This window comes from uncultured Phascolarctobacterium sp., from assembly GCF_902463975.1.
Taxonomy (GTDB): Bacteria; Bacillota; Negativicutes; order Acidaminococcales; family Acidaminococcaceae; genus Phascolarctobacterium_A.
The window spans coordinates 1-16,671 of the sequence record NZ_CABQHJ010000041.1; the positions used below are offsets into that span (position 1 = coordinate 1).

Annotated in this window: 17 protein-coding genes and 1 tRNA gene; 13 read left to right on the forward strand and 5 right to left on the reverse strand. The window is 47.4% G+C overall.

Annotation, left to right across the window (positions count from 1 at the left end; translation table 11 throughout):
* The first annotated feature begins 361 nt into the window (after window positions 1–361).
* Entirely contained in the window at window positions 362–1,006 is a 645-nt protein-coding gene (locus RDW05_RS10755) for a hypothetical protein (protein WP_307979036.1), read from the forward strand.
* Window positions 1,007–1,087: 81 nt separating this feature from the next.
* Here the strand turns inward: RDW05_RS10755 and RDW05_RS10760 are convergent, their stop codons facing one another.
* Together RDW05_RS10760 and RDW05_RS10765 are read right to left on the reverse strand one after the other, a co-directional pair.
* Entirely contained in the window at window positions 1,088–1,300 is a 213-nt protein-coding gene (locus RDW05_RS10760; RefSeq protein ID WP_304159442.1) for a helix-turn-helix transcriptional regulator, read from the reverse strand.
* 15 nt (window positions 1,301–1,315) lie between these two features.
* Window positions 1,316–1,699, reverse strand: a complete 384-nt coding sequence (locus tag RDW05_RS10765) for a hypothetical protein (protein ID WP_307979037.1) — start codon at window positions 1,697–1,699, stop codon at window positions 1,316–1,318.
* Window positions 1,700–2,139: 440 nt separating this feature from the next.
* On the opposite strand from RDW05_RS10765, the gene RDW05_RS10770 reads away from it, so the two are divergent.
* Window positions 2,140–2,889, forward strand: coding sequence for a hypothetical protein (locus tag RDW05_RS10770; protein WP_307979038.1), 750 nt, complete (start codon window positions 2,140–2,142; stop codon window positions 2,887–2,889).
* A 249-nt stretch (window positions 2,890–3,138) separates the two neighbouring features.
* Window positions 3,139–4,254 (forward strand): Ldh family oxidoreductase, encoded by a 1,116-nt coding sequence (locus tag RDW05_RS10775; RefSeq protein ID WP_307979039.1) that lies wholly within the window; start codon window positions 3,139–3,141, stop codon window positions 4,252–4,254.
* A 133-nt stretch (window positions 4,255–4,387) separates the two neighbouring features.
* Here the strand turns inward: RDW05_RS10775 and RDW05_RS10780 are convergent, their stop codons facing one another.
* From RDW05_RS10780 to RDW05_RS10790, 3 genes are all read right to left on the reverse strand, one after another.
* Window positions 4,388–5,671, reverse strand: coding sequence for a Na+/H+ antiporter NhaC family protein (locus RDW05_RS10780; protein WP_277083800.1), 1,284 nt, complete (start codon window positions 5,669–5,671; stop codon window positions 4,388–4,390).
* A gap of 152 nt (window positions 5,672–5,823) precedes the next feature.
* Window positions 5,824–6,429, reverse strand: coding sequence for a protein adenylyltransferase Fic (gene fic, locus RDW05_RS10785; protein ID WP_304278358.1), 606 nt, complete (start codon window positions 6,427–6,429; stop codon window positions 5,824–5,826).
* Window positions 6,430–6,535: 106 nt separating this feature from the next.
* Window positions 6,536–6,611, reverse strand: a tRNA-Asn gene (locus tag RDW05_RS10790).
* Window positions 6,612–6,952: 341 nt separating this feature from the next.
* Here RDW05_RS10790 and RDW05_RS10795 point away from each other — a divergent pair.
* From RDW05_RS10795 to fni, 10 genes are all read left to right on the forward strand, one after another.
* Complete coding sequence (locus RDW05_RS10795) at window positions 6,953–7,729, forward strand: enoyl-CoA hydratase/isomerase family protein (RefSeq protein ID WP_040565195.1); 777 nt, start codon at window positions 6,953–6,955, stop codon at window positions 7,727–7,729.
* A 137-nt stretch (window positions 7,730–7,866) separates the two neighbouring features.
* Complete coding sequence (locus RDW05_RS10800) at window positions 7,867–8,487, forward strand: site-2 protease family protein (protein WP_304278371.1); 621 nt, start codon at window positions 7,867–7,869, stop codon at window positions 8,485–8,487.
* Window positions 8,488–8,490: 3 nt separating this feature from the next.
* Window positions 8,491–9,222 carry a segregation/condensation protein A gene (locus RDW05_RS10805; protein ID WP_307979041.1) on the forward strand — a complete coding sequence of 244 codons (732 nt, stop codon included), beginning with the start codon at window positions 8,491–8,493 and terminating at the stop codon, window positions 9,220–9,222.
* A complete protein-coding gene (scpB, locus tag RDW05_RS10810) occupies window positions 9,212–9,790 on the forward strand; it encodes an SMC-Scp complex subunit ScpB (protein ID WP_293724496.1) in 579 nt (192 codons plus the stop codon). The genes RDW05_RS10805 and scpB overlap by 11 nt, the downstream gene beginning before the upstream one ends.
* A gap of 5 nt (window positions 9,791–9,795) precedes the next feature.
* On the forward strand, window positions 9,796–10,521 hold the full coding sequence (locus RDW05_RS10815) for a pseudouridine synthase (protein WP_021721015.1): 726 nt from the start codon (window positions 9,796–9,798) through the stop codon (window positions 10,519–10,521).
* Window positions 10,518–11,756: an NAD(P)/FAD-dependent oxidoreductase gene (locus tag RDW05_RS10820; protein WP_307979042.1), complete on the forward strand. Its 1,239-nt coding sequence runs from the start codon at window positions 10,518–10,520 to the stop codon at window positions 11,754–11,756. The genes RDW05_RS10815 and RDW05_RS10820 overlap by 4 nt, the downstream gene beginning before the upstream one ends.
* A gap of 93 nt (window positions 11,757–11,849) precedes the next feature.
* A complete protein-coding gene (gene cmk, locus RDW05_RS10825; protein ID WP_009145774.1) occupies window positions 11,850–12,518 on the forward strand; it encodes a (d)CMP kinase in 669 nt (222 codons plus the stop codon).
* On the forward strand, window positions 12,515–13,111 hold the full coding sequence (locus tag RDW05_RS10830) for a lysophospholipid acyltransferase family protein (RefSeq protein ID WP_307979043.1): 597 nt from the start codon (window positions 12,515–12,517) through the stop codon (window positions 13,109–13,111). The genes cmk and RDW05_RS10830 overlap by 4 nt, the downstream gene beginning before the upstream one ends.
* On the forward strand, window positions 13,111–15,180 hold the full coding sequence (gene ispH, locus RDW05_RS10835) for a 4-hydroxy-3-methylbut-2-enyl diphosphate reductase (protein ID WP_307979044.1): 2,070 nt from the start codon (window positions 13,111–13,113) through the stop codon (window positions 15,178–15,180). The genes RDW05_RS10830 and ispH overlap by 1 nt, the downstream gene beginning before the upstream one ends.
* 12 nt (window positions 15,181–15,192) lie before the next feature.
* Window positions 15,193–16,257 (forward strand): type 2 isopentenyl-diphosphate Delta-isomerase, encoded by a 1,065-nt coding sequence (gene fni / locus RDW05_RS10840; RefSeq protein WP_307979045.1) that lies wholly within the window; start codon window positions 15,193–15,195, stop codon window positions 16,255–16,257.
* Window positions 16,258–16,671: the final 414 nt, after the last annotated feature.

A 16,671-nucleotide genomic window follows, 5' to 3' on the forward strand; every position in this document is an offset into this window, starting at 1 on the left:
TCTATTTGGTTTAAGTTTTTTATCTTTGCCTCCTTGACTTTTTATAGTTAGTCTTTATTTTTATTTCTCTTTGCAAATTATTAAGGTTCCAATATGGTTTCGAAATGGATACTGTTAGTATAACATAACGCAAGCAGAATTGCTAGTATTATCTGAAAATTTAATATACTTCTAGGAGGAACTTTTCGGAGCTTTAAGATTTGCCTTGCGTAGAATTATTATGGTCCCTTTATTTTTCTAGAAATATAAATTTAAAGATAGCATATCATCGTTTTAATTTACTTTTATATACATCACTGTTATAATCTTCTTAAGAAAGGCACCCAATCAAAGCTTTGCCTAAAGAAAAAAGGGGAAAGTCATGAAGTTTTTTCTAATACTTGTCATTGTTGTTTATATTCTAGCTGTTTTAAGCCATACTAAATCTCCGTTTGCTGATATAGCATATGTCATAACATTTTATGCGATTATGCGTTATACAGGAAAAATCTGTAAAGTGATTTTTTTTGATGAGAGAATACAGTGGCCGGATGCGTTGAGTAATATAAAAAAGCTTTATTTTGCTTTAGCCAAAGCAATTGCTATACTTCTTAATGGTGGCACAGCCTATCTGTTATTGCTTTTAATTTATAAGTTGTTTTCGGGTATTAAATATGATATTTTGGACTTTTGGTGCTCAGTATTACTTTTAGCAGCATATCTTTTGTTTGCATGCTGTTCTACATTTTTTGAATGTTGGTGTTTGCATGATAGATGGGCAGAGCAAAATGATTCTCTGCGTATTGCGACATTAATGGATGAAAGAATTAAGGGGAGCAGGAAACCATCTAGTTATGATTGGCTGTTTTTTGATGTAGTTTTACTATCTGTTCTTTTTGCTTTCATTAATAAGTCATCTAACATTCGTTCATTAGAAGAATGGCTCTTATGTGCTGGAATATGGTTAATCATGTTATCTGAAATCATTTTTCATCTATGGTTGTGGTGCAAGTATAAGGATGTATAGGGAATAATAAAACTCCTGTCATAGGCTGGCGTAAGACAGCTTGTGACAGGAGTTTGTGTTTGTTGGATTCTTAAAATAAACTTATTTCTCTTCTTCCTCAAATTGAAAAATGTATTCCACCGGCTTGCCAAACACCTTGGCGATATCCATTGCTAGCTTAAGCGAGGGATTGTATTTTCCGTTTTCCAGGTTGCCGATGGTTTCTCTTCTGACACCGACAAGCTCTGCAAGGTCGCTTTGCTGCATTTTTCTTTCCTTGCGCAGTTCGTGGATTCTAGTTTTTAATACAGGCATTTTGCACCATCCTCACTATTTGCGTTCAAAGTACAGGAAATAATATCCAAAAAATGAAAAGCTGATGCCAAGTATAAGTCTGAACATGGTGTCTACATCAAGAGTAACATGGCACAAAAGTACGATACATTCCAAGATGCTGATTAAACAAATTATCATAAGGAAAGCGCGGTAACCAGCTCGGTGAAGGTTATCCAGAGCACGTTCGTCATCTATTTCAGATTTAAGAAGAAGTGCAAGCAAAAATCCGACTGATGCTATTAAATTTAATAACGAGCTGCCAACACTTAAATATATGTTGCTAGATTTGCCTACTAATGCCAGAAGAATAAAACTGATTCCAGAAAAAATGGCAGTATAACCATATTTCTGCTTGAGTGTTAATCTGAAATTCTTCATTTCCAATGCCTCCAATGTGATATATTTCTAACTTATGCTGAAATGATATCACATAATTTGTTCGTAGTCAAGAAAAATGTGAGAAATATATCACGTGCGGATGCTCGCTGGATTTACATGAGCAGAGATAGTTAATAAATTTAATACGCTTAGCGAAGATGTTAGCAATATGCTTTTTGATTTTACTGCCTTAACCACTGCAAAAACTTTTCGAAACAAAAAGTTTCTGCACTTGAGTGAAAAAACTCTCAAAAAAATAAAGTTTTTGCATTTCAAAGCATGAAGTTCATCAAAAAGCATGAAAAAACTTCTACTGGCTTAAGCCTTTAGAGGGGGAGAATACTCCCCATCCCCTCCACACTTAATTCACAATAGTTTTATATTTTCTTTTAGTAACCTATGCTATAATATGCTTAGAAAGTGTAAACGAGGTGATTATCATGCGTAAATTTACAGCCTTACTATTAGCTGCCTTAGTGCTTGTAGGTGCCAATACAGCTCTTGCTGATAAAACCATAACCTTAGATAAGGATACCAAGCTGGTGCCGCAGGGCTGGACGGTAGCGGACGATATCAAGTTCAAGAAGAATACTGTTGTAAAGCTCAACGATGACGGTCAGGTAATCGAGGGCGTGCTGGCGAGCGCCACCTATCTACGTCCAGCAGGTTGGAAGAGCCTGGCGAGCAACTATTATTATGTAGAGCGGAGTGCGCCGTTCTTCCCGCCGCGCTTCTTCTACCATCCGTACCGCCCGGGGCTGGTGATTCCTGCCGACGGTCATGTGCGCTACATGGGCAACAAGTCCGTGACCTTTGCTAAGGACGGCACTGTGCTCAGCGGTGTGATTGACAATGATGTTATCCTGCAGCTGAGCGATAACGGCTACGGCTTTGCGCGCTTTAAAAATGACAATCTGCTGACTTTTGATGCAGATGGCAGGGTTATAAGCGGTACTCTGGCGGAGGCAACGAAGCTGCGTCCGCTTGGCTGGCAGCACAACCTGCAGGATGAAAGTGCCGGTTTTGTAGAGTTCAAGAGCGGCACAGGCATCACTTTTGATGCGACCGGCCTTGTAACCAACGGCTCGCTGAGCAAGAAAACTTTGTGGTATAATGCTGACGGCAGCACGAAGGAGCTGGAGGCTAAGGCACCGGTTGCCTTTACTGCGGACGGAGCAGAGCAGGGTTAAGCTGATAATTTCAAAACGTTAATACCGTACAGGCTTCTGGGACGTTAGTCAGGAGGTCTGCACGGTATTTTTTTATAGGTGGGTATGCCTAAGAATAAAATAGATTTTTTGACATCAGCGTTTGTAACAGGCGCGAAGTGTAGCCGTAAAAGCAATACTGTACAATTATGGAGTAATGAGGTATACTATATGTAGTGCGAAAGCAATATTATTATGAATTGAAAAAATTTTCTTCAAGGAGGAAACAGCATGGAAGAAACAAGACCCTTTGTAAGCTGGGACTTAGTCCACGATTTTATGGTAGACGTATTTGTTAAATACGGCGTTCCCGAAGAGGATGCACGCATTTGTACAGACGTTCTGCTGGAAAGCGACAGACGCGGTATTGAAAGCCACGGCTGCAACCGCTTCAAGCCTATTTACCTGGATCGTATTAAAAATGGCACCCTGCTGCCGAAAACCGAAATTGAAATTGTCAAGGATACTCCTTGTACTGTAGTTATGGATGCTCACAACGGCATGGGCATGGTTGCTTCTCATAAGATGATGGAAATGCTGATTGAAAAGGCTTCCAAGTATGGTATGGCCGGCGGTACCATCTTTAATTCTACTCACTACGGCATTGCAGGCTACTGGACCACTATGGCTGAAAAGGCAGGCATGATCGGTATTTCCGGTACTAACGCAAGACCTTCCGTTGCTCCTACCTTTGGCGTTGAGCCGATGATGGGCACTAACCCGCTGACCTTTACTATGCCTACCGATGAGGAGTTCCCGTTCAACTTTGACTGCGCAACCAGCATTATCCAAAACGGTAAGATTGAGTTCTATGCTAGACAGGGCAAGGATACTCCGGCTGGTCTGGTAGTTGCTAAGGACGGCGGCACTATGACCGAATCCGCTAACATCCTGAAGGAAATGCGTGCAGGCAACGTTGCGCTGCTGCCGTTGGGCGGTCTGGGCGAAGAAACCGGCGGCTACAAGGGCTACGGCTTCACTACTATCGTAGAGATTCTGTCTTCCGCATTAGCAGGCGGTCCTTTCATGAAGGCACTGTCCGGTAAGGATGAAAACGGCAACAACGCTATGTATCATCTGGGTCACTTCTTCTTCGTTATCAATCCGGCGTTCTTCATGGGCGTTGACACCTTCAAGAAAACTGCCGGCGATATCTGCCGCGGTCTGCGCAATTCCACCAAGGCTCCCGGTCAGGAACGCATCTATACTGCCGGCGAGAAGGAATACATGGCTTGGCTGGATAGAAAAGACAAGGGTGTACCGGTTGGCGAATCCATTCAGAAGGAATTCATTCAGCTCAGAGATGAGCTGGGACTGACTCAGTACCAATTCCCATTTGAAAAATAATAAGCTATAACAAAAGCCTGGGCGTTTGCTCAGGCTTTTTACGTTTGGGGAGATGTAGTTTTTAAGGCATGAAAAAGCCGTACGGCTTTATTTTTACTATTACAGTAAATTTATAGTCGTACGGCTTGATTTTTTAGTCTTTATTCTTGATGAAGATGAAAATCAGTCCGCTGATACCCATCAGCAGCGGATAGAAGCAGTAGGGGATGATGGCGAAGGGGTTCAGTCCCGTGAGGCTTGCTGCAGCCAAAAGCTGTGCGCCGTAGGGAATAAGTCCCTGGCCCATGGAGCTGAACATATCCAGCAGAGAGGCGCTGCGGCGAGGCGTTACGCCGAACTCTTCGCTGATATCTTTGGCAATAGGACCTGCCATAACAATAGCTACAGTGTTGTTCGCGGTGCAGATATCAACAAGCAGTGCGAGAGCGGCAATACCCAGCTCACCGCCTTTTGTGCTGCTGATGCGGCTCTTGATGAAGTTCAGTACGAAATCAATACCGCCGTATTCCTTGATCAGGGTAATGATGCAGGCTACAATGATAGAAATAACGGTGATGTCATACATAGACATAATGCCGTTGCCAACGTGGGTAAACATTTTGGTAGCGGTAAACATGCCTGTTCCGAGGCCTACCAGCATACTGAGCACAGTACCGATAATAAGAATCACGAAAACGTTTACACCGCTTACGGCACCGATTAATACGAACAGATAGGGGAGAACCTTAATCAGACTGTAATCAAGATTGCCGTTAACCTGGTATTCGTTGGTGTTGCCCAAGAAGTAGAACAGGCCAAGAGTGATGATTGCTGCCGGCAGGACGATTTTAAAGTTTTCACGGAACTTGTCGCGCATATCGCAGCCCTGTGTTTTGACAGCAGCAATGGTTGTATCGGAAATAATAGAAAGGTTGTCACCGAACATAGCACCGCAGACTACGGCACCGGCGCAAATAGCCATCGGGAAGCCGGTTTTGTCGCTGATGCCTGCAGCAATCGGAGCAAGTGCGGTAATAGTGCCTACGGAAGTACCCATAGAAATGGAAATAAAGCAGCCGATAGCGAAAAGGCCTGCTACCGCCATATTGCCCGGTAGAATGGAAAGTCCAAGGTTAACAGTGCTTTCTACACCGCCGGCAGCGCGGACAGCGCCGGAAAAGGCACCTGCGGCAAGGAAGATGAGGCACATGGTGAGAATGTTTTCGTCACCCACACCGGTAGAAGCAAGGCGCAGCTTCTGCACAAAGCTGAGCTTTTTGTTTTGCAGGAAGGCTATGATTAAAGCAATTAAAAAGCCTACAATCGCAGGCATGCTGTAAAAATCCCCGGTAATCAGGCCTGAGCCTATAAAAAACAGCAAAAAGACTGCGATAGGCAGCAGAGCGATGGCACGCCCCTTGGAATGGTTGTTGGTCATAAACAGAATCTCCTTTTATATAATTTTCAGCTTTTTCTATTATATCAATTAAATTTTTAGTATGCAAGGAAGATTGATGAAGGATTACTAAAAGAATAACAAAAAAACCTTAGCTGCATTGCTGCAACTGAGGCGATTTGGCAGGCCTATGCTTATAAATCTTTCGTTTTGAATTCTTCGTAGCCTTCGTACATATAGCTTGCATCAATGCCCTTCATATAAACTTCGCGGTCGTCAATATGCTCGGTCAGAGCGTTCTTTAAGAGAAACTTGATTTCCAGGTCCTTAATCGGACTGCGCTCCATAGCGGAAAGATAATCTTCCTTATTAACCTTGCTCCAATCAATAACCAGCTGCAGCTCTTTCTTCAAAATAAGATCAAGCCAGATGCGCGTACTGCGACCATTGCCCTCACGGAAAGGGTGGGCGACATTCATTTCAACATATTTTTCGATGATTTCGTTGAAAGTGCTTTGCGGCATACGCTCAATCTGCTTCAGCGCATCGAGCAGATACATGGCCGGAACAAAACGGAAGCCACCCTTGGCAATGTTTACAGAACGGACCTTGCCTGCAAAATCGTAAATATCCATAAAAAGCTGCTTATGAATCGCCTGCAGCGTTTTGAAAGTGCCTGCCTCCAGCTTGTCCAGCATACCGCTTTCGAAAAGCTCTAACGCACGCTTTTTGCTTAAGCGCTCCTCCTGAGTTGCCAGCTCGGCAGAGCTGGTAATGCCTAATTTATTTTCCAAAGTCATAGTATAGATACCTCGTTGGTAATAGTGATGTACTTATTATATCATAAATCAATTTCAGGAAAAACAAAAAGCTTCGAACTCCTAAAAGTTCGAAGCTTTAACTTTTTGGCTCCCCGAGTAGGACTCGAACCTACGACGCCCTGATTAACAGTCAGGTGTTCTACCGGCTGAACTATCGGGGAATTAAGGTTGGTAAGTCAACCAACGAAGACTATTATACTCGCATGGCAATTATTTGTCAACAGTTTTTTTAGAAAAATTTATAAGTATTTTTGGAAGGCGATAAATGCGCGGAATTTAGGAGATGAAATGCCTATATAGAATTAAGGCAAGTGATATGAAAGGCGAGGGAAAGATAGTCTTGATGTGTTGCCTTAAAGGCACCACTTTTCGCCTTTACTTAATGCAGAAAGTGAAGAAAGCAGGAAGAGCTAAAATTTTTAGACAAATAGTAGGCGCTTTTAAGGTTTTATGCTATAATATCCTTAATGATATAAACTACATGTGTAAAGGAGTGTTCCCCATGGAAGAAGCTGTATTATACGCTGTGGAAAACAATATTGCGACGATTACTATGAACCGTCCGAAGAGCCTGAACTCAATGAATGACGCGCTGATTGACGGTCTGCATGCTGCCATTACCAAGGCTGCTGCTGACGCTGAGGTGCGTGCTATCGTACTTACCGGCAACGGCAAGGCATTTTGTGCTGGCGGAGACCTGAGCTATCTGAACGGCTTAGAAGGCGTTGCTGCCAAAAAGGATTTTATCGCTAAGGTTGGCGACGTTGCCAAACGCCTGACTACTATTCCTAAACCTGTTATTGCTTATATCAACGGCGTTACTGCCGGTGCCGGCGTTAACCTGATGCTGGCCTGCGACCTGGTGTATGCTTCTGCTAAAGCACGCTTTGGCGAGAGCTTTGCCAAGGTTGGCCTGATTCCCGACTGCGGCGGTCTGTACTTCTTGCCGAAGGCTATCGGTGTGCTGAAGGCTAAAGAGCTGATGTTTACCGGTGACTTGATTGACGCTGCAACTGCCAAGGAGCTTGGCATGCTGAACGACGTATATGAAGACGAAGAGCTGAAGGACAAGGTTTATGCTATGGCTGCACGCTTGGCAGCAAGCGCTCCGCTGTCTATCAGCCTGACGAAAAAATATCTTAACGACCATGACCTGACTCTGGACGAGGTGCTGGCAATCGAAGAAACTACTCAGGCGCTGCTGATGGGTACCGACGACTGCAAGGAAGGCATTGCTGCTTTCTATGAGAAGCGCGCACCGCAATTCACAGGTAAATAAGAAAAAAATTAGCAGAACAAAGTAAATTTTTACGGAACTGTCACATAATTTATACTGATGGTTCCGTTTTCTTTTTGACGTAGGAATACAAGATGTTGTATAATAAATCTATTGATAAATTTTTCTCGGAGGAAAGTATGCTCGATTTCAGTACAATGATCTATCGCATTCCTGCGCTGCTGTTTGCGATTACAATACACGAATATGCCCATGCGCAATGTGCGGACAGCATGGGTGACCCGACTGCGCGTTATATGGGACGCATGACCTTCAACCCGATGGCGCATCTGGACCCGTTGGGCGCAATTCTGCTGGTGGTAGCAGGCTTCGGCTGGGCAAGACCTGTAGAAATTAACCCTAGCAATTTCCGTAACCGCCGCGAAGGTATTCTGAAGGTTTCCTTTGCCGGCCCCGCAGCCAATCTGTTTTTGTGCTTTCTTGCAGCATTTTTCATGACGTTTTTAAATCGCTTTGGTCTTTTGAGTGATGGCGTTTACCGCTTTTTGCTGTGGATGCAATTATATAATGTATGGTTTGCTTTCTTCAATCTGATTCCGGTGCCGCCGTTGGACGGCTCCAAGATTCTTTCGGAGCTTTTGCCGCCGTCTATGGCCTGGAAGTTTGACAATCTGGTGGGACGCTACGGCTTTTATATTCTGATTGCTTTGGTGTTCACCGGTATTACAGGTGCGATTATCAGACCGCTTGCCGCAGGCTACATGATGCTGGTAAACGGTATATTGGGTTTAGTGTTCTAAGCCATGGCTGATTTATCGTTGAAGCTGACTGCGTTCGAAGGTCCGCTGGATTTGCTCCTGCATCTTATCGAGCGTGATAAAGTAGATATTTATGATATTCCCATCGCTGCGGTTACGGAGCAGTATATAAGCTATCTGCGCAGCATGAGTGAATTTGATATGGAGGTCGCCAGTGATTTTCTGGTGATGGCCGCAACGCTGCTGCAGATTAAATCGCGCATGCTGCTGCCCAAGCAGTCCGCTGAGGGCGAGGAGGAGGAAGCAGACCCGCGCCAACAGCTGGTGGAGATGCTGGTGGAATACCGCCGCATTAAGCGTGCCGCCGCTGCTTTGGCAGATATGAAGCAGAGCGCTGACCTGTACTGGCAGCGTGAGCCGATGTTCGGCAATCTGGTGGAGCGCACTATTGCTCCCTGCACGGTGCAGCAGTTATTGAAGGCTTTGGCAGGTATGACGACTGCGCCTGATGGCAGACCGGCAGCCTTTATCGAGCCGCAGGCCTATAGCGTGCAGGATAAAATGGCAGATATTCTGCAAAGACTGCAGCGTCAGCCGCAGGGCTTTATGCTGAATGAGATTTTTACCGCAGGCAGTCCTGCCGAGAAGGTGGCCTGCTTTTTGGGTGTACTGGAGCTGCTGAAGCTGGGGTTGATTACTATCAGCCAGGCACAGCGCTTTGCACCGATTTATATCTTCGGCAAGCAGGGACAGGAGGAAGCAAACAATGTATCTTGATAAAATGACAGGAGCACTGGAAGCGGTGCTGTTTGCTGCAGGTGAGCCTGTTTCTGTGGCAGAGCTTGCGGACCTTCTGCAGCTGGATAAGCCGCAGGTGTGGGAGCTTGTTTCGGAGCTGAAGCAATCCTACGAGGCGGAAAGCAGGGGATTGATGCTGCGTGAAACAGCAGGCTGCTTTCAGCTGGTAACCAAGCCGGTTTACTACAGCATATTGCTGGGCTTGGGACGCAAAAAGGAAGTAAAGCTGACGAATGCGTCTTTGGAAACCTTGGCGATTGTCGCTTTTAAACAGCCGGTGACGCGCGCAGAGATGGAAGCCATCCGTGGCGTAAAAGTTGACGGCGTACTCAATACACTGCTGGATTTAGGTCTGGTGGTAGAGGCAGGACGCAAGAAGGCCTTGGGTAACCCCATTTTATATGCGACAACAGATAAATTTCTGACGGTGTTCGGACTGAACTCATTGGAGGAACTGCCGCCGTTGGAAACAAGGCCGGAAGATGAGGCAGAGGCTGCGCAACAGGTGCTGCAGCTTGATAATACATTAGAAGCAAAGGAAAACTGAGATAGATGGAAGAACGTTTACAAAAAATTCTGGCGGCAGCAGGCGTTGCCTCCCGCCGCGAAGCAGAAAAAATTATTACGGCAGGTCGCGTCCGCGTGAACGGTAAAGTAGTTACCGAGCTGGGCTGCAAGTTTGATGCATCAAAGGTACGCATCAGCGTTGACGGCAAGCCGATCGCCCAAGAGGCCAAGGCATATTACATGTTCTATAAGCCGAGGGGAGTAGTCACCACGATGTCCGACCCGCAAAACCGCCGCAGCATTGCCGATTTCGTGCAGAACCTGCCGGAGAGAGTTTTCCCGGTAGGCCGCCTGGACTTCAATACCGAAGGACTGCTGCTGCTGACGAATGACGGTGCGTTGGCACAGGCGCTGATGCACCCGAGCCATGAGGTAAACAAAACCTACCTCGTTAAGGTTCCGGGCATTGTGCCGCAGGAAAAGCTGGACCAGCTGCGCTTAGGCGTAAAGCTGGAAGACGGCCCGACCGCTCCGGCGATTGTCAACCTGCGTGATTATGACCATGAGCGTGGCTTTACGCTTTTTGATATCACCATCCACGAGGGACGTAACCGCCAGATTCGCCGTATGTGTGACGCTATCGGCTTCCCGGTGCGCGATTTAAAGCGCATCAAGCTGGGACCGCTGCAGCTGAGCAATTTGGGACGCGGCAAGTTCCGCAGCCTGAGCGAGCAGGAATTATCCCAGCTCAGAAAGGCGGCTAAGCTATGACGCGAGTTGCGATTGTAGGCGGCGGCGCGGCAGGCCTGTTGGCAGGGATTGCTGCAGCCTGGGGCGGAGCGCAGGTAACGATTTATGAAAAAATGCGTGTGCCGGGCAAGAAAATGCTCATCACAGGCAAGGGACGCTGCAACATTACCAACGCTTGCGAAATCCCCGATTTCATAAAAAATCTGCCCGGAAACGGAAGATTTTTAAATAGTGCTTTACATAGGTTCACAAATGATGATATAGTATTGCTGTTGGAGAGTAACGGACTGCCGACGAAGGTTGAACGCGGCGGACGTATTTTCCCGGTAAGCGACAAGGCGAAGGATGTAGTTGATACGTTGGTAAGGATTTATACCGAGGCCGGCGGCAAGCTGCAGACCGACACCAAGGTTATTGATATTATGGTCAAGGAAGGCCATGTGTACGGCGTGCGCACGGTCAACGGCGTGTACGAGGCAGACAGAGTTATTCTGGCTGCGGGCGGCGCCTCCTATCCGGGCACAGGCAGCGACGGCGGCGGCGCAAAGCTGGCAAAGAAGCTGGGGCACACTATTGTACCGCTGAAGCCTTCTCTGATTCCGCTGGAAAGCGATTATCCTTATGTTGATGACCTGCAGGGTTTATCTTTGCGCAACGTGCAGGCAACGCTTTTGGCCGACGGCATAAAGCTGGGCAGTGAATTTGGTGAGATGCTGTTTACACATTTCGGTGTTTCCGGTCCGATTGTGCTTTCGCTGAGCAATCTTGCCGCAGACGCTTTGGCTGCAGGCAAGGATGTAGAGCTGGAGGTTGACCTGAAGCCTGCGCTAAGCGAGGAAAAGCTGGATGCGCGCATTCAGCGCGATTTTGTGCAGTACAGCCGTAAGCAGGTGCTCAACGGCATGAAGGACCTGCTGCCGCAGCGACTGATTCCCGTTGTACTGGATATGTCCTACGTTGATGAGAACAAATTCATCAACCAGGTTTCGCGCGAGGAGCGTCACAGACTGCTGCAGACGCTGAAGCATTTTGTGATTACTATTTCCGCAACACGTCCGATTGCAGAGGCTATTGTTACCGCAGGCGGCGTGAGCGTGAAGGAGATTGACCCCAAGACCATGGAATCCAAGCGTATCAAGGGCCTGTACTTTGCAGGCGAGGTTATGGATGTCGACGGCTATACCGGCGGCTATAATCTGCAGGCGGCCTTCAGCAGCGGTCATGCTGCTGGCGAAGCGGCGGCTGCAGAAGAATAATTCATAAATTTGACTTAAATTAGGCTATCCATATACATGTAAAACATGGTATTATATAGATAGCTAATACATTATAAAGTGTGGTTATGTAGAATGAAGAAAATTGTTGTGGCAATTGATGGTCCCGCAGGTGCAGGCAAAAGCACTATTGCGAAGCTGGCTGCCGAAAAATTAGGCTATGCCTATATTGATACCGGTGCCATGTACAGAAGCGTAGCCTGGAAGTTTTTGCAGACAGGCAAACCTTTTGACGAGGACTTTATCAGCGGCTTATCCAAAACTATGCTGATTGACTTCAAACCGGAGGCAAAAATCAACCGTGTTTTTGTGGACGGTACCGAGGTTACCGATGCTATCCGTACTCCCGAAGTGACGGCGATTGTGTCGCGTGTTGCTGCTATCGGAGCAGTGCGTGAGGCAATGGTGGACCAGCAGCGCCGTATGGGCGAGGCAGGCGGTGTCCTGATGGACGGCCGTGATATCGGTACGGTGGTATTCCCGAACGCACAGCTGAAAATTTTTCTTACTGCTTCGGTTGAGGAAAGAGCGCGCCGCCGTTATGCGGAAATGGTGGCCAAAGGTCAGCAGGTTGATCTGCAGCAGCTGCAGGCAGATATTGCCGAGCGCGACAAGCAGGACAGCGAGCGCGCTATCAGTCCGCTGCGTCAGGCAGAGGATGCACTGCTTCTGGATACATCCGATATGGGCATCAGCGAGGTTACCGAGAGAATTTTACAGCTGGTGCAGGAGCGCGCACAATGATTTATACCTTAGTGAAGAATCTCTTTAAAATTCTTTTTACCATCTTTTTGCGATTGAAGGTAGAAGGAACAGAAAATATTCCCAAGGATGGTCCGCTGGTTATAGCGAGCAACCATCTGAGTCTGCTTGATCCGCCTGTACTTGGTACGGCAGCAACCCGTAAGGTCCATTTTATGGCCAAGGAAGAGCTGTTTGTGCCGGTTCTGGGCACTATCTATAAAATTCTGGGTGCTTTCCCGGTGCGCCGCGGTGGTGCGGACCGTGCTGCAATTAAGCATGGTATTGATATTCTGGAAAGCGGTCAGGTGCTGGCGATTTTCCCTGAGGGAACACGCAGCAAGACCGGCGAGCTTGGTAAGGCTCAGCCCGGAGCGCTGATGATGGCGAGCAAGGCGAAGGCAACTATTGTGCCGGCCTGTATCATCGGTACCGATTACAAGCGTCACGGCCGTACATGGCCGAAGGTTACGGTGCGCTTTGGCAAACCGATGCCTTTTCCTGAGGACGCTGTGGTCAACAAAGAATTTTTGCATGCAATGACTGAAGAGCTGATGCAGCACATTGCAAAGCTGCAGGCAGGTGAAGATGCATAATGGAAATTAAGGTAGCAGAGCACTGTGGTTTTTGCTATGGTGTGAAGCGCGCGGTGGCGTTGGCCCAGAAGGCTGCGACTGACCGTGTGCAGGGTGCAACGCTGGGACCGTTGATACACAATCCCCAGCTGATTGCCGAGCTTGCATCTGAGGGCATTGCCTGTAAGGACAGTCTGGAGCAGTTTGCTCCCGGTGAAACGGTTATCTTCCGTTCACATGGCGAGGGGCCTGAAACCTACGCGCAGGCAGAAAAACAAGGGCTGACAATTCTGGACGCAACCTGTCCGAATGTACGCCTGGCACAGAAAAAGGCTGCTCAGGCAGCAGCTGATGGCTATTTTCCTGTAATAGTCGGAGAAAAAAATCATCCGGAAGTAAAAAGTATTTTAAAATGGGCAGGAAAAAACGCTATCTGTGTAGAATGTATAAAAGATATCTCTTATGTACCGCGCCAGGAGCGTTATGGAGTAATCATCCAGACGACTTTTGAGCTGCAGAAATTTAATGATATATTGCAGGCACTGCAGGAGCAGCGCCCGGGAGAATACCGTGTGGAGCGCACCATCTGTCTGGCGACAGCGCAAAGACAGCAGGCGGCTGTAAAGCTGGCTGCAGAGTCGGATGCCGTTATCGTCATCGGCGGACGTAACAGCGCCAACACAAGGCATCTCTTCGAGCTGGTGCAAAAGCATTGCAGGCAAGCATATCATATAGAGACTGCCAGCGAGCTGAGCAGCGATATGCTAAGGGGTTGCAATAAAATAGGAATCACGGCAGGAGCATCGACTCCGGACCGTTTAATTAAGGAGGCTATTTTAGTAATGGAAAACATGGATTTTGAAAGCATGCTCAACGAAAGTATGGAGGTAGAGGTATATCCTGGCAAAGTTGTCAACGGTACCGTTATTCAATTGGATAAAGACGGCGTTTATGTATCTTTTGGATATAGACATGATGGTCTGATTCCTTATTCCGAATGGTCCCAGACCGAATCTGCTGAAGAACTGCAAAACTCTATCAAAGTTGGCGACGAAGTAGAAGCTAAGGTTGTTCCTGGCAGCACCAAGAGCGATTTCGTTCGTCTGTCCAAAATCAAAGCTGAGCGCGACGCTGCATGGAAAAATGTTGCTGAGCTGCCCGAAGGCGAAAAACGCCCGGCAACCGTTAAGGTTCTGCGCATCATCAAAAACAAAGCTAAAAACATCGTTGGTCTGGGTGTTGCAGTTGAAGGTGTTGAAGGCTTCATGCCCGCATCTCATGTTGAACTGCGCCGCGTAGAAGACTTCAGCGGTTACATCGGCAAAGAGCTGGAAGCTGAAATCATCGAAGTTGACCTGGAGAAAAAACGCATCGTTGTTTCCCGCCGCGACCTGCTGAGAACTGAAGCTGACGCTAAACGCAAAGCTTACAAGGAAGCTAAAGAAGCTCGCATTGCTGCTGCTAAAGAAGCACGCGCTGCTGCTGAAGAAGCTGCTTACAACTCTGTTGAAGAAGGCAAAGTATACACCGGTAAGGTTGTAAAAGTTGCTGAATTCGGTCTGTTCGTTGAAATCGGCGAAGGTCTGGTTGGCTTGGTTCACAACACCGAGCTGTCTTGGGACCGTAGCGTAAAAGCTGCTGACGTTGCTAAAGAAGGCGACGAAGTAACCGTTCTGGTTAAGAGCATCGACCGCGAAAACAAACGTGTTGCTCTGAGCATCAAAGCTACTCTGGAAGATCCCTGGAAGGTTGAAGCTTCTCAATTCCATATTGGCGACATTCTGGACGTAGAAGTTGTTCGTCTGCTGGCTTTCGGCGCTATCGTTAAACTGAGCGACAAGGTTGAAGGTCTGGTTCACATTTCCGAAATCGCTCCTGAGCGCATCGAAGCTCCTAGCGACGTTCTGGAAGTTGGCCAAGTTGTTAAAGCTGAAATCATTAAAATGGATCTGGACAGCAAAAAAATCGGCCTGAGCATTTCCAAGGTTAAACGTGATGCTGAAAAGAACGAATTCCGTTCCTACATGGGCAGCAAAAAATCTCACCTGAGCCAAAACCTGTCCGAGCAGCTGGAAAGCCTCGAAAAATAATTGGAGAAGGATATGCAACGTGCAAAGCGTAAGCTAGAACATATTCAATATGCACTGGAGCTGGGCGACGGTCCGGCGGCAACGCACCTTGCTGATCTCCGCTTCTTACACAACTGTCTGCCGGAGATTAATCCGGCAGACTTTGTTTTATCTGGAGAAATTTTAGGCAAACGTCTGCGTTTGCCTTTTTTCATTGATGCTATTACTGGCAGTACAGATGCGGTGACGGAGATTAACAGAAAGCTGGCGCAGGTGGCGGCAAGAACCGGTATCGGTATGGCTGTAGGCTCGCAGTTCGGCGCTGTGCGTGACGGCAGCGGTATCGCGAGCTATACTGTGGTGCGCGAGGAGCTTGCCGAAGGTCTTGTTATCGGTAACATCAGTGCTCTTGCTACGCCTGCGCAGGCGCAGGCTGCCATTGACATGCTGCAGGCTGACGCGCTGGAGGTTCACCTGAATGCTGCACAAGAGCTGTGGATGGCCGAAGGCGACAAGGATACCTGCGGACTTTTGGCAAACCTGGTGCAGATCCGTAATGCTGTGAGCGTACCTGTTATCGTTAAGGAAACAGGCTGCGGTATTGCGGCAGAGCAGTACGAGCTTTTTCTGGAGCAGGGCTTTAGAGCCTTTGACTGTGCCGGCGCAGGGGGGACGAACTTCCCGGCGATTGAGGCAAAGCGTCAGGGCGTGGAGCTGACGGAGGAGTTTGCTGCCTGGGGCGTGCCTACGTGCTGGAGCTTGCTTGACGCGCAGCAGACACTGCCGCAGAATGCTTTGCTTTTGGCGAGCGGCGGCATTCGCAGTGCAGGTGACGCAGCGCGTGCTTTTGCTCTGGGTGCGGACGCGGTGGGGATTACCGCCCCGCTTTTGCGTCTGGTTATGGAGCAGGGAGTTGACGCTGCCGTAGATTATGTGCATTCACTGGCGGAAGGACTGCAGAAGTATATGCTGCTTTTGGGCTGCCTGACGCCGAAGGAGTTGCGTGACGTTCCGCTGATTGTGACGGGAGAAACGCGTGACTTTATTGCCAGCCGCGGCTACGATTTGGCGAAGCTGTGCAGATGGCGCAGAGGATAGAAGAAGAGGATAGAAAAACTGCGGAGCAGGCGAGAGCTTGCTCCGCAGTTTTTGGTGAGAAAACCGTTCTAAGTTACTTATGACTTTTACTTCTTTACCTCTAAACGTAATACCATATTTGTAAATGGTATGTACATTACGAGCGAGAAATTCTGTATCGTATTTTTTATCTAAATGAAAGTTGTGTAATGAGGATTAGTCGTTGGAGAGGTTGAGCAGAGTAGAGGTTATTTATTAACAAATTTCATAGCATACTATCTGCGAGGGCATGAAAGCTTGCGCAGATTTTTTCTCGCCGACTACAAAATAGACTTCGTGATAGTTGGTGAAGCTTATGGATATTGGTAATTAAAGCTTCTAAAATAAGAAGACAAAATAAAATACTTAAAAATAAATTCCGAAATGGGAATATAG